Consider the following 11,564-nt stretch of genomic DNA (forward strand, 5'->3'; position numbering starts at 1 on the left):
ACGGTGGTCATGGGGCTCTTCCTCGTGATCATCGCCGCGTGGCTCGCGCGGATCGAAGACTGGCGGTCGTACACACCCTTGGGAAGCGGTGGCGCGGCCGGCGAGTCAGGGTACGTTTCCAAAGAGAAGCCGGCCGGACTCAGTCGGTGGCTGACGACGGTCGACCACAAAGACATCGGGATGCTGTACGGCGCCTATGGCGTCCTCGCCTTCGTCGTCGGCGGCCTGATGGTCATGGTAATGCGCATCGAACTGATCGACCCGGGCATGACGCTGCTCTCGAACTCGTTTTACAACTCCCTGTTAACGAGTCACGGGATCACCATGCTCTTCCTGTTCGGGACGCCCATCATCGCGGCGTTCTCGAACTACCTCATCCCCCTGCTCATCGGGGCCGACGACATGGCCTTCCCCCGGATCAACGCTATCGCGTTCTGGCTGCTGCCGCCGGGCGCACTGCTGATCTGGGCGGGCTTCTTCCCGCTCGGTGACATCGTGCCCGCGCAGACGGCCTGGACGCTCTACACCCCGCTTTCGGCGGGTGTCGGCGGTGGCAGTCAGGGCAACGCAGGCGTCGACCTCATGATCCTCGGCCTCCACCTCACCGGCGTTTCGGCGACGATGGGGTCGATCAACTTCATCGCGACCATCCTCACCGAGCGCGCGGAGGAGGTTACGTGGGCCAACCTCGACATCTTCTCGTGGACCATCCTGACCCAGTCGGGGCTGATCCTCTTTGCGTTCCCGCTGCTGGGGAGCGCGCTGATCATGCTCCTGCTCGACCGTAACCTCGGAACGACGTTCTTCGCCATCGAAGCGGGCGGCACGATGCTCTGGCAACACCTGTTCTGGTTCTTCGGCCATCCCGAAGTGTACATCCTCGTGTTGCCGCCGATGGGCATCGTCAGCTACGTCCTCCCGCGGTTCTCTGGACGGCAGTTGTTCGGCTTCAAATTCGTCGTGTACTCCACACTCGCCATCGGCGTGCTCTCGTACGGCGTCTGGGCACACCACATGTTCGCGACGGGCATGGACCCGCGCCTACGCGCGTCGTTCATGGCGGTGTCGCTCGCAATCGCCATCCCCTCGGCGGTGAAGACGTTCAACTGGATCACGACGATGTGGAACGGAAAACTCACGCTGACGACGCCGATGCTCTTCTGTATCGGCTTCGTCTCGAACTTCATCCTCGGCGGTGTGACGGGCGTCTTCCTCGCGTCCATCCCCGTCGACCTGGTGCTTCACGACACCTACTACGTCGTCGGTCACTTCCACTACGTCGTCATGGGCGCCATCGCCTTCGCTGGCTTCGCCGGCCTCTACTACTGGTTCCCCCTGTACACCGGCCGAATGTACCAGCGTAGCCTGGGCAAGGCCCACTTCTGGCTCTGGATGATCGGCACCAACATCACGTTCATCGCCATGATCGTCCTCGGCTACGGCGGGATGCCGCGCCGGTACGCGACGTACCTGCCCAAGTTCGCCACCTTCCATCAGGTGGCGACACTCGGCGCCGTCCTGATGTTCATCGGCGGCCTCATCTGGACGTACAACTTCGTCGTCTCGTGGCTCGAAGGCCCGAAGGTTCAGGGTGGCGACCCGTGGAACCTCCGCGAGACCGGCATGTACACCAACGAGTGGCAGTGGTTCGAACACCAGCAGGAACAGGCGCTCGCCGACGGCGGCGACGAGACTGCCGAGCCGTCTGACGACTAACTCCCGTCGCGTCTCTTTTCCGCGTTCGCCGTTCGACCGCTACGTCGCGAGCAAGATGCCGGTGACGAACATCAACAGCGCGACGCTCCCCAGGATGATTCCGAGGATGTCCTTGTTGCTCATACTGGAACGACGGCTGGCGTGGGCAAAGGCCCATCGGTCCGAAGGGAAAGCGCTAATCCGAGCGCCCCCTAACGCCGCGACGTGAGCACCACGCGTCGCAACGGTCGGCGGTTCGTCCTCGCACTCTACACGGTCATCGTCGGCATCGCGGGCGTCCTCGGCCTCATCCTCGGGGAGTACGTCTTCGCCGGCAGCAGCCCGGAGCTGTTCTTCGTAATCGACCTCCCGGCCACGGCAGTGGGGTTCGCGACGTTCGGCATCGTGACCGTCGGCGTGGGTCTCGGGCTACCGCTCGTGCTCGTCGGCTTCGTCTCCCGCCGCGTGGACGATAAAGACACTTAGCCCTGGCTGGTTGACAGGGTAGTATGTACCACGTCGTGATCGGTGTCGACGACAACGAGGAACGAGCGATGACGTGTGCGCGTGCCGTCGCGGACCTGCCCGGCGACGCCGCCGAGAAACGCGTGACGGTCATTCACAGCTTCACCGACAACCCGAGCGGTGCCTCGGCGTCCCAACTCGCCTCCGTGCGCGACGCGACGGAGTATCTCGAAGAACAGGGCCTCGAAGTCGAGGTGAACGAATCGAGTGGCGACCCCGCCGAACAGTTGCTCGACGCCGCCCGCGACGCGGACGCAGACCTTATCGTCGTCGGCGGACGGAAGCGCTCACCGACGGGGAAGGCGCTGTTCGGTAGCGTCACGCAGACGGTGATTCTGAACGCGGATCGCCCGGTGATGGTCGCGGGCGAACTGGACTAGTACAGCGCGTCGAACTCCTCGCGGTAAGTGGCGGGCGAACGCCGCCCCGTCACCACCGTTTCGAGGTTGCCGTCACGGAAACAGCAGACGGCCGGCGCGCTGTCGACGTCGGTCGCCCGTCGGAAGGTGGGCGCCGACTCGCCGTCGATGCCCGCGACGGCCACGCCGTCCGGGAGCGTCGACAGTATGTCGTCGAGGTCTTCTTTCAACCCCGCACAGGGCGCACAGTCGTGGCGCCACACCGTCACGACGGCGTCCGGATGCTCGTCGAGGAAGTTACGCCACGAGTCGTCGTCGACCTCCGTGAGCGACTGCGGGACGGGCGACCCCGGCGAGAGTTCGGCGACGAGCGTCGCCATCGTCGCCAGTCGCTCGTCGTCGACGCCGTCCAGCGTCGAATCGAGCGAGAGATACGCAATGAGGTCCGCGCGCGTGACCGAACCGGCGTCGATGCGCTCGGCCGCCGTCGACTCGTCGACGCCGAACGCTTCGGCCACCGTCGTCCGGAAGGTGGCATCGTCGATATCGGCGTAGGAGTCGCGATACACCCGCCGAGCGGATTCGAAGGTGTCGGTCGTCACGAGCGACCCGTCGTCGCGTTCGGCGACGAGACCGGCGTCGATGAGGTCGTCGAGGGCGTCCTCCAGCGCCGCGGTAGATGGGCCTGCCATCTCAGACACCCAAGTACCGCTCGCGGGTCTCCTCGTCGTCGCGGAGCTCGTCGGCGGAGCCGTCGAAGACGATTTGGCCCTGGTCGACGACGTACGCCCGGTCGGCGATTTTGATCGCCGCCGCGGCGTTCTGTTCGACGAGCAGGATGGTGACGCCCTGTTCGCTGATGCGCTCGATGGCCGCCTCCACGTCCTCGACGATTTTCGGGGCGAGGCCCTCGTAGGGTTCGTCGAGCAAGAGGAGGTCGGTGCTCTGTTTGAGCGCGCGGGCGATGGCGAGCATCTGCTGTTCGCCGCCCGAGAGCGTGCCGGCGTGCTGTGACTTGCGCTCGCGGAGGCGTGGGAAGTCCTCGTACACCTCTTCGGTGGTCATGGACTGCCCCGTCCCGGTGCGTGACCGGCGCCACGTGTTCGAGGCGTTGCGCGACACTTCCGCGATGCGGAGGTTCTCGGCGACGGTGAGGTTGGGGAAGACCCGTCGCTCCTCGGGAACGAGCGAGATGCCCTGCATGGCCACGTCGTCTGCGGGCATCCCGGTGATATCGCTTCCCATGAACGTGACAGAGCCGGACCGAACCTCGGGCGGTTTCGCGCCGGCAATCGAGCGAAGCGTCGTCGTCTTGCCCGCACCGTTGCGGCCGAGGAGCGCGCAGATTTCGCCCTCCTCGACGGTCAGGGAGAGGTCACGCAGGATGTGGCTCTCGCCGTAGTAGGCGTCGACGGAGTCGACATCAAGCAGGCTCACAGCTCGACACCTCCGAGATACGCCTCCTGAACGGCAGGATTGCCCCTGATTTCGTCGGGCGTCCCCTCGGCGATGATCTGCCCGCGGTTGAGGACGACGATGCGGTCGGAGATGCTGAAGACGATTTCCATGTCGTGTTCGATGAGGACGAAGGTCAAGCCGAGTTCGCGTTTGACCTCTTCGACGAGGTCGACGGTCGCCTCCGTCTCCTCCGGCGACATCCCCGCCGTCGGTTCGTCCATCAGGAGGAGGTCGGGTTCGGCGGCGAGCGCGATACCGATTTCCAGGCGTCGCTTGTCGCCGTAGGGGAGCTCGGAGGCCGTGCGGTCCGCTTGGCCCAGTAGGCCGACGGCGTCGAGCGTGTCGGCCGCCACCTCGTGGACCTCGTCGAGGCTGTCCCGATGCTGGAGGAATTTGAAGCCGAACGACCCGTGTTCGGATGCCAGCGCCGCGATTTCGGCGTTCTCGCGGACGGTGAGGTCCGAGAAGATGGAGGCCGTCTGGAAGGACTTGCTGACCCCCATCTGGACGACTTCGTGTGGGTCGCGGTTGACGATGGACTCACCCTTGAATCGGATGTCGCCCGACGTGGGGTCGAGGCGACGGGTGATGAGGTTGATGAGCGTCGACTTCCCGGCGCCGTTCGGGCCGATAATCGAGACGCGTTCACCCTCTTCGATGGAGAGATTCACGTCGTCGGTGGCGACGAGGCCACCGAACTCCTTGACGAGGTTCTCGGTTTCGAGCAGCGCCATCAGTCATCACCTCCCGTGACTCGGTCACGAACGTCGCGGACGAAGCCCCAGATACCACGGGGGAAGACCCAGATGGTGACGACGAAGACGACACCGAGGATGAGATGCCAGAACGGCCCGATAGTGTCGAAGCCACTGACGATGTTCTCGACGTAGAGGTAGATGCCGGCACCGATGAGGGGGCCGAACAGCGACCCCGTGCCGCCGAGGACGGTCATGATGACGACTTCACCGCTGGCGGTCCAGTACAGCGACGAGAGCGGGACGTAGGTGCCGTGGATGACGAAGAGGCTCCCCGCGACACCCGCGAAAAAGCCCGAGATGATGAACGACATCAGACGGTAGCGCCAGACGTTCAGGCCGACGAACTCCGCGCGCTGTTCGTTCTCGCGGATGGCGCGGAAGACCATGCCGTACGGCGAGTTGAGGATGCGGTAACCCAGCGCGATACAGAGGAGTGCGATGGCAGCGACGAACACGTAGAGCCACGTCCCCAGCAGCATCTCCAGTGGGAACAGCGGCAGTTCGCTTTCGAGCGCGAAGATGCCGAACAGTTCGGCGGTTTCGACGCCCGTAAAGCCGTTCTCACCGCCGGTGATGAACGCCAGTGGCGACGACGACATGTAGAACAGCATCTGTGCGAACGCGAGCGTAAGGATGGCGAAGTAGATGCCGCCGCGTCGAAGCGACAGGAAGCCGAGGAACCACGCCAGCAAGACGGCAAAGGTCGTGCCGGCGAGCACCATCAGAATCGGCGAGCCAGAGACGTACTGGCTGAACACGCCCGCCGCGTAGGCGGCCCCGCCCCAGAAGGCGGCGTGACCGAACGACAGCAGGCCGGTATAGCCGAGCAAGAGGTCGAAGCCGAGCGCGAAGATACCCCAGACGAGGATGAGTGTCGCGAGGCTCTGATACCCCTGCAGGAAGCCGCTCACGACGGGCATCCGGGAGAACACGAACGGGAAGAGAGCGAGGAGGATGGCCGTCCCGGCCATCACGCGCGCCTCGTTCCCACGGGGTTTCCAGATACCGGCGAGCCGAGCGAGCGCCCCGTCCGACGTGGCTGCCTCGTCGCTCATGGGGCCACCCCCTCTTCACCGAGCAGGCCCTGTGGCCGCACCAGCAAGACGACGGCCGCGATGGCGTAGAGGCCGACCTGTGCCCACGACGAGAACGTCGCCACGAGGATAGCGTACGTGAGTCCGAAGAGTACGCCGCCGAGCGTCGCGCCCGCGATTGACCCGACGCCGCCGATGACGACGGTCAGGAACGCGGGCACGAGGATGTCGTTCCCGATGGTCGGATTGACGGGATTGAGCGGGCCGCCGACGACGCCGGCGACGCCCGCGAGCGCCGCGCCGATACCGAAGACGATGATGTAGGGCCGGCTCAGCCGGATACCGAGCAGTTCGACCATCTCGGGGTCTCGCGTCCCGGCCCGGACGATGAGGCCGAAGTCCGTGTACTCAACGAGGAGATAGACGATGGCGACCAGCACCGCCGTGATGACGATGACGTAGTACCGCCACGACGAGATGGGAATCTGTGCGAGGAAGGGAACCTGCGGCGCACCTTCCGCCCACGAGGGCTGGGAGAAGGGCAGGCTACTCGACCCGAAGAAGGTTCGGAACACCTCTTGGACGACGATAGCCAGCCCGAAGGTGACCAGAATCTGGTCGGTGTCGGGGCGGTCCTTGAACGGTTCGACGACCCAGCGCTCCATCGCGAGGCCGACGACGAACACGACGAACGGGACGATTATCAGCGCCGGGATGTAGCCCAACCCGAGGCCGAGCTGTCCGTAGCCCCACTCTTGGAGGAGGCCGCTGGTCAGGTTGACTTCGAGCGCGATTAACAGACCGGCGTAGGTGCCGATCAGATACAGCGCGCCGTGTGCGAAGTTGACGAATTTTAGGGTGCCGAGGATAATCGACAGCCCCACCGCGAGCAGGATGTAGATAGCGCCCTGCTGAAGTCCGTTGAGAAGAACGGTAATCGCCTCGATGTGGAAACTCATCGTCTCACCCCACCGTGGCAATCCCGATACCCTGGGGGGCGTTGCCGAATAACAGTTGGTGTCATGTCTACGTGTAGGTTGCTCATAATTGACTATAGTTTTGCGCTATACGACGGCCCGGAGAGGAGGGTGTGTTACTCGTCCCCGTACTCGCCGAGTTCGCACTCCGCGGCCGGTCCTTCGTCACAGGCGTAGCCGAGATTGTCGCGGCTCGTGATGTTGACGATTTCGTAGAACTGGCCCTCGGACCGCTCGGATTCGGGGAGCCCGCGGACGACCGGAACGTCGCGCTGTGCCTGGTGGTCACACCCGCGCATCATCTCTTCACCCATGCCGATGTTGTTGTACTCGTAGTCCTCGAGTTGCCGGATAACCTCGGGCGGGTAGAACGTCCCCGCACGCTCGACGGCGGCCGCGTACTGGAGCGTCTGGGCGTAGGCGAGTTGGGCCACGCCCGAGGGGATGCGGTCGTACTCGTCCTGGAACGCCTGCGTGAACTCGTTGGACGGCGTGTTGTCGATTTGCGAGTCCCACGCGACGGTGCCGAAGATGCCCTCGATGGCGGAGCCGGCGGCCTGTGCCATCGGCCGGTTGTACAGCGGCACGATGATCTCCATGTCCTCGTCGAGACCGGCGTCGACAGCCTGCTGAACGGACGTCGCGCCGTCCAGACCGTAGTGGTTGAGGACGAGCACGTCCGCGCCGGAGTTGGACGCCTGCGAGAGGTACGAGGAGTAGTCGCTGGTGCCGAGTGGTGTGGCGACAGAGTCGACCTGCTCCCAGCCGGCCGTCTCGGTCAGGAACTTGTTCATCGATGCCTGCTGGGTCTGCCCCCAGCTGTAGTCGGCGTAGAGCTGGTAGAACTCCAGGTCCTCGCCGTACTCGTCGCGGACGACGGGCGCGAGTGCCTGCCCCGTCATGTACGCGTTGAACACTTCGCGGAAGCCGTAGCGCACGCAGTTCTTCCCTGTGGTGTCGTTGGAGTGGGTCAGACAGGCCATGAACATGACCTTCTCGCGCTGACACAGCTCCTGCACCGAGATGGCGACGGCGGAGGAGGACCCGCCGGTCACCATAATCACGTCGTCGCGCTGAATCATCCGGGAGGCGGACTGGCGCGCGGTGTCGGCGTCGGTCGCCGTGTCGCCGTTCACGGAGTCGATTTCGTAGTCGAGCACGCCGTCACCGGAAAGGTCGTCGAACTGCGAGTCGACCCACCCGCCACCGTTGTTGAGGTGCTGAACGGCGAGTTCGTAGGCTCGAAGCTCGTCTTCACCTTCCGAGGCGTACGGCCCGGACTGCGGGACGTTGAACCCGAGCGTCGCCGTGTCACCCTCGATGGGATAGTTACCGAGTTCGGGGTACTCCGAATCGCCACCCCCACCGCCGCCACCGCCAGAACAACCGGCGAGCCCTACGAGGCCGGCAGTCCCCGCGGCACCGGCGGCTTTGATAACGTCACGTCGGTCCAAACGACCATCATTGCTACCCATGCACAATGGGGGAGAGAGAAAGGTAATAATAGTTTCTGTTCTTGCAATAATTTTCGTCAGGAATTGGAGTGGAAAAACGGTCAGGCGAGGTCGTCGGCGACCTCGGGGAGCGTCCGAACCTCTCGGTCTGGACGTGCGCCGATGTGTTCGGGCGGGTCGCGGGTCCGGTTCACCCACGTCGTCGCCATTCCGGCGTTGCCCGCGCCGGCGATATCCCACGCGTTCGAGGAGATGAGTCGACAGTCGCCGATAGGGAGGCCGAGCGAGTCGGCGGCGTGTTCGTACACCGCGGGGTCGGGCTTGAACGTCCGCACGGCGTGGGCGCTCAGGATGCCGTCGAGATGCGGCGAGAGACCGGCGTCATCCGCGAGTCGCTTCAGCATCGCGGGATTGCCGTTCGAGAGCACGACCACCTCGTGGCCCGCGGCGGACAGTCGGTCCAGTGCCTCGGCGGCGCCGGGGAACGGGTCGAGGTTGTCGTACCCCGTCAGAATCCGCTCTCGGTCGTCCGCGCTGGGGTCGACATCGTACGCCGCGAGCGCGTAATCGAGGGCGTGAGCCGTGATGTCCCAGAACGGCTCGTAATCGTCCATCTGGGCGCTCTGATACGAGTACTGGAGCTGCTTTCGTCGCCACGTCTCGTCGATGGCGGCGACCAGTCGGTCGGGGACAGCGAGCGTCTCGCCGAGGCGCGTCCGCACGCTACTCGTGTCACACAGCGTTCCGTACATGTCGAAACAGAGGCCGGCCATGGTCTGGGCGACGAGTGGGAGGCCCTTGATTCGTTCCCTCGACGCACGCCCATCGCGACAATTTAAGGCTCGTCCTGTGCACACAGTACCATGGACATCCGCGAGGCCACGGCGGCGGACATCGACGGGATTCGGGCAGTCGCGCACGACTCCCTCGCCGCGTCGTACGGACACGCGCTGAAAGATGATATCATCGCACAGGCGGTCGAGCGCTGGTACGACGAGGCGACACTCACCGACGACCTCGACGACCCCAATACGGAGTTCCTCGTCGCCGACGACGAGGGGGCAATTGTCGGCTTCGCTCAGAGCTACGTTGTCGACCGTCGCGAGACGGTGGGTGAAATCGACTGGCTCCACGTCCAACCCGACAGCCGGGGAAGTGGCATCGGCGACGAACTGCTGGCGGCGCTCGAACGCCGCTTGCTCGACCACGGCGTCTCCCGCATCGAGGGGCGCGTCCTCGCCGCCAACGAGGCCGGAACGGGCTTTTTCGAACGCGAACAGTTCGAGGGCATCGGCGAGCGAACCGTCGAAATCGGCGGCGAACCCTTCGTCGAGAAACTCTACTCGAAGTTCCCGGAGACGGGCGGCCGGCAGGTCCTGACCGAAGCCGCGACACTCCCCGACGGCCGGCAGGTGTACGTCGCCCTCGACGAGAGCGTCCGTGGCTCCGACGGCCCGTTCTACTCCGTCTATCTCGACCGCGACCGCTCCGAACGCTACGGCTACTTCTGTGCCAACTGCGATAGCTTCGGCATCTCGATGGACACCATGGGTCGTGTCGTCTGCAACGACTGCGAGAACCGCCGGAAACCGACGCGGTGGGACGCCAGTTACCTCTGATTACCCAGTTATAACACAAACTATTACTCCGTCGACCGTCGACCGATGAGCATGCATCACCCAATCGGAGGGACGACGCCATGGTGACGGCGACGACGCTCGTCGCCGTCTCGGCCGTCGTCTTGCTCGCGTTCGCGGCGCTGGGCGCGTGGTACGCCCGGGGACGCATCGAGACGGTCGAAGACTACATCACCGCCCGCGATTCGACGGGCGGCGGCGCGTTGACGGCGACGCTCGTCGCCTCCAGCATGGGGGCGTGGATTCTGTTCAGCCCTGCGGAGGCGGGCGCGGCCTTCGGCGGCATCACCGCCGTCGCCGGCTACGCTGCGGGGTCGGCGCTCGCACTCGCCGGCTTCGCCGTCATCGGGCCGCGAATCCGTGACCGACTGCCCGAGGGACACAGCCTCACCGAGTACGCCCACGCCCGCTACGGGACAGCGATGTACACGTACGTCCTCGTCGTGAGCGTCGCGTACATGTTCGTCTTCCTCGCCGCGGAGTTCACGGGCATCGCGAGCGCGCTCTCGCTCATCGCGGGCGTGCCCGGGTGGCAGACGGCGGCGGCCGTCGGCGTGACCGTCCTCGCATACACCGGCTACGGCGGCCTTCGAGCGAGCATGGTCACCGACACCGTCCAGACGGTGCTCATCCTCCCCCTGCTCATCGTGAGCGTCGTCGTGACGCTCGTTGCACTCGGCGGCACCGACGCCGCCCACGCCACCGTCGTCGAGGCGTCGCCCGAACTCCTCGACCTCGGCTCCGCGACGGGGCTGGAGTTCGGCGCGTACGTCGTCGTCGCCGTCGTCGGCGCCGAGATGCTGAATCAGGCGTGGTGGCAGCGCGTGTACGCCGCCCGCGACGCCGCGACGCTCCGGCGCTCCTTCCTCGTCGCCGCCGTCGCCGTCGTGCCCATGGTCTTTCTCGCCGGTATCTTCGGCCCCATCGCCGTGGGCCTCGGCCTCGTCGAGGCGCCCGCCGACGCCAGCGTCTCCTTCTTCCTCGTCGTGAACGAGGTGCTGCCGGACCCGGCGGTCATCGCCGTCGCCGTCCTCGCCGTCCTCCTCGTCGTGTCGAGCGCCGACACGCTCTTCAACGCCATCGCGAGCATCGTCACCGTCGACCTGCCGCGACTGACCGGCCTCGCCGGTGACGACCTGACGACGGCCGCGCGGGCCGTGACCGTCGTCGTCGCCGCCGCCGCCACCGTCGTCGGCGCGCAGGGCTACTCCGTCCTCACCCTCTTTCTCCTCGCTGACCTCCTCGCCGCGGCCACGTTCATCCCCCTCCTCCACGGTCTCTACTCGACGCGGGCGTGGTCCGGCGGCGCCCTCTTCGCGAGCGCCGTCGCCCTCGCCGTCGGCCTCGCCTTCTTCCCGCCGGCCCGAGGCGTCCTCCCCCTCGGCGGACTGCCCACCGCTTCGTACTTCGTCTCCTTCCTCGGCGCGGCGGGCGTCTCGACCATCTTGGCGCTGCTGACCGCGCGGCTCGGCGGTCGGGAGTACGACCTCGACCGACTGGGAGACGGGGTTCGCCACCTCGACGACGGAGGTGAGCGGCGATGACGCTCTCGGCGCTCGGCTTCGCCGTCCTGATTTGGGGGGCGGTGGCGCTCGTTGCGCTGGTGTTCGTCTACGAACTGCTGGCGGTGTGGCGCGACCGAAAAGAAGCGGACCGCTGAACCGCGG

The 11,564-nt window shown here is 65.6% G+C and carries 13 protein-coding genes; 6 read left to right on the plus strand and 7 right to left on the minus strand.

The window, feature by feature from the left end; all coding sequences use genetic code 11:
* The first annotated feature begins 9 nt into the window (after positions 1 to 9).
* The 3 genes from BLU18_RS04015 to BLU18_RS04025 all read left to right on the plus strand — a co-directional run bounded on the left by BLU18_RS04015 (position 10) and on the right by BLU18_RS04025 (position 2,600).
* Positions 10 to 1,716 (plus strand): cbb3-type cytochrome c oxidase subunit I, encoded by a 1,707-nt coding sequence (locus BLU18_RS04015; protein ID WP_092633618.1) that lies wholly within the window; start codon positions 10 to 12, stop codon positions 1,714 to 1,716.
* 204 nt (positions 1,717 to 1,920) lie between these two features.
* Positions 1,921 to 2,181: a DUF7520 family protein gene (locus tag BLU18_RS04020; protein WP_092631826.1), complete on the plus strand. Its 261-nt coding sequence runs from the start codon at positions 1,921 to 1,923 to the stop codon at positions 2,179 to 2,181.
* Positions 2,182 to 2,204: 23 nt separating this feature from the next.
* Positions 2,205 to 2,600, plus strand: a complete 396-nt coding sequence (locus tag BLU18_RS04025) for a universal stress protein (protein WP_092631829.1) — start codon at positions 2,205 to 2,207, stop codon at positions 2,598 to 2,600.
* Here BLU18_RS04025 and BLU18_RS04030 read toward each other — a convergent pair.
* From BLU18_RS04030 to BLU18_RS04060, 7 genes are all read right to left on the minus strand, one after another.
* Positions 2,597 to 3,271 carry a thioredoxin family protein gene (locus tag BLU18_RS04030; protein WP_092631832.1) on the minus strand — a complete coding sequence of 225 codons (675 nt, stop codon included), beginning with the start codon at positions 3,269 to 3,271 and terminating at the stop codon, positions 2,597 to 2,599. The genes BLU18_RS04025 and BLU18_RS04030 overlap by 4 nt on opposite strands.
* A gap of 1 nt (position 3,272) precedes the next feature.
* The gene (locus BLU18_RS04035; RefSeq protein ID WP_092631836.1) at positions 3,273 to 4,016 is read right to left on the minus strand and encodes an ABC transporter ATP-binding protein; all 744 of its coding nucleotides are present in this window, start codon (positions 4,014 to 4,016) and stop codon (positions 3,273 to 3,275) included.
* The gene (locus BLU18_RS04040; RefSeq protein ID WP_092631839.1) at positions 4,013 to 4,771 is read right to left on the minus strand and encodes an ABC transporter ATP-binding protein; all 759 of its coding nucleotides are present in this window, start codon (positions 4,769 to 4,771) and stop codon (positions 4,013 to 4,015) included. Before BLU18_RS04040 ends, BLU18_RS04035 begins: the two co-directional genes overlap by 4 nt.
* Positions 4,771 to 5,850, minus strand: coding sequence for a branched-chain amino acid ABC transporter permease (locus tag BLU18_RS04045; RefSeq protein WP_092631842.1), 1,080 nt, complete (start codon positions 5,848 to 5,850; stop codon positions 4,771 to 4,773). Before BLU18_RS04045 ends, BLU18_RS04040 begins: the two co-directional genes overlap by 1 nt.
* Positions 5,847 to 6,788, minus strand: coding sequence for a branched-chain amino acid ABC transporter permease (locus BLU18_RS04050; protein ID WP_092631845.1), 942 nt, complete (start codon positions 6,786 to 6,788; stop codon positions 5,847 to 5,849). Before BLU18_RS04050 ends, BLU18_RS04045 begins: the two co-directional genes overlap by 4 nt.
* 134 nt (positions 6,789 to 6,922) lie before the next feature.
* The gene (locus tag BLU18_RS04055) at positions 6,923 to 8,281 is read right to left on the minus strand and encodes a substrate-binding protein (RefSeq protein ID WP_092631848.1); all 1,359 of its coding nucleotides are present in this window, start codon (positions 8,279 to 8,281) and stop codon (positions 6,923 to 6,925) included.
* 80 nt (positions 8,282 to 8,361) lie between these two features.
* Entirely contained in the window at positions 8,362 to 9,033 is a 672-nt protein-coding gene (locus BLU18_RS04060; protein ID WP_092631851.1) for a haloacid dehalogenase type II, read from the minus strand.
* A gap of 90 nt (positions 9,034 to 9,123) precedes the next feature.
* Here BLU18_RS04060 and BLU18_RS04065 point away from each other — a divergent pair, with 90 nt between their 5' ends.
* The 3 genes from BLU18_RS04065 to BLU18_RS14490 all read left to right on the plus strand — a co-directional run bounded on the left by BLU18_RS04065 (position 9,124) and on the right by BLU18_RS14490 (position 11,557).
* Entirely contained in the window at positions 9,124 to 9,879 is a 756-nt protein-coding gene (locus BLU18_RS04065) for a GNAT family N-acetyltransferase (RefSeq protein ID WP_092631853.1), read from the plus strand.
* Positions 9,880 to 9,959: 80 nt separating this feature from the next.
* Positions 9,960 to 11,441 carry a sodium:solute symporter family transporter gene (locus tag BLU18_RS04070; RefSeq protein WP_092631855.1) on the plus strand — a complete coding sequence of 494 codons (1,482 nt, stop codon included), beginning with the start codon at positions 9,960 to 9,962 and terminating at the stop codon, positions 11,439 to 11,441.
* On the plus strand, positions 11,438 to 11,557 hold the full coding sequence (locus tag BLU18_RS14490) for a heme exporter protein CcmD (protein ID WP_143025222.1): 120 nt from the start codon (positions 11,438 to 11,440) through the stop codon (positions 11,555 to 11,557). The genes BLU18_RS04070 and BLU18_RS14490 overlap by 4 nt, the downstream gene beginning before the upstream one ends.
* The last annotated feature ends 7 nt before the right edge of the window (positions 11,558 to 11,564 follow it).

The organism is Haloplanus vescus, from assembly GCF_900107665.1.
In the GTDB taxonomy this organism is placed as follows: domain Archaea; phylum Halobacteriota; class Halobacteria; order Halobacteriales; family Haloferacaceae; genus Haloplanus; species Haloplanus vescus.

Excerpts from the sequence above, each read along its gene's own strand:
- BLU18_RS04015 (WP_092633618.1), top strand. The coding sequence starts at position 10 with ATGGGGCTCTTCCTCGTGATCATCGCCGCGTGGCTCGCGCGGATCGAA.
- BLU18_RS04025 (WP_092631829.1), top strand. The coding sequence starts at position 2,205 with ATGTACCACGTCGTGATCGGTGTCGACGACAACGAGGAACGAGCGATG.
- BLU18_RS04030 (WP_092631832.1), bottom strand. The coding sequence starts at position 3,271 with ATGGCAGGCCCATCTACCGCGGCGCTGGAGGACGCCCTCGACGACCTC.
- BLU18_RS04040 (WP_092631839.1), bottom strand. The coding sequence starts at position 4,771 with ATGGCGCTGCTCGAAACCGAGAACCTCGTCAAGGAGTTCGGTGGCCTC.
- BLU18_RS04045 (WP_092631842.1), bottom strand. The coding sequence starts at position 5,850 with ATGAGCGACGAGGCAGCCACGTCGGACGGGGCGCTCGCTCGGCTCGCC.
- BLU18_RS04050 (WP_092631845.1), bottom strand. The coding sequence starts at position 6,788 with ATGAGTTTCCACATCGAGGCGATTACCGTTCTTCTCAACGGACTTCAG.
- BLU18_RS04055 (WP_092631848.1), bottom strand. The coding sequence starts at position 8,281 with ATGGGTAGCAATGATGGTCGTTTGGACCGACGTGACGTTATCAAAGCC.
- BLU18_RS04060 (WP_092631851.1), bottom strand. The coding sequence starts at position 9,033 with ATGGCCGGCCTCTGTTTCGACATGTACGGAACGCTGTGTGACACGAGT.
- BLU18_RS04065 (WP_092631853.1), top strand. The coding sequence starts at position 9,124 with ATGGACATCCGCGAGGCCACGGCGGCGGACATCGACGGGATTCGGGCA.
- BLU18_RS04070 (WP_092631855.1), top strand. The coding sequence starts at position 9,960 with ATGGTGACGGCGACGACGCTCGTCGCCGTCTCGGCCGTCGTCTTGCTC.
- BLU18_RS14490 (WP_143025222.1), top strand. The coding sequence starts at position 11,438 with ATGACGCTCTCGGCGCTCGGCTTCGCCGTCCTGATTTGGGGGGCGGTG.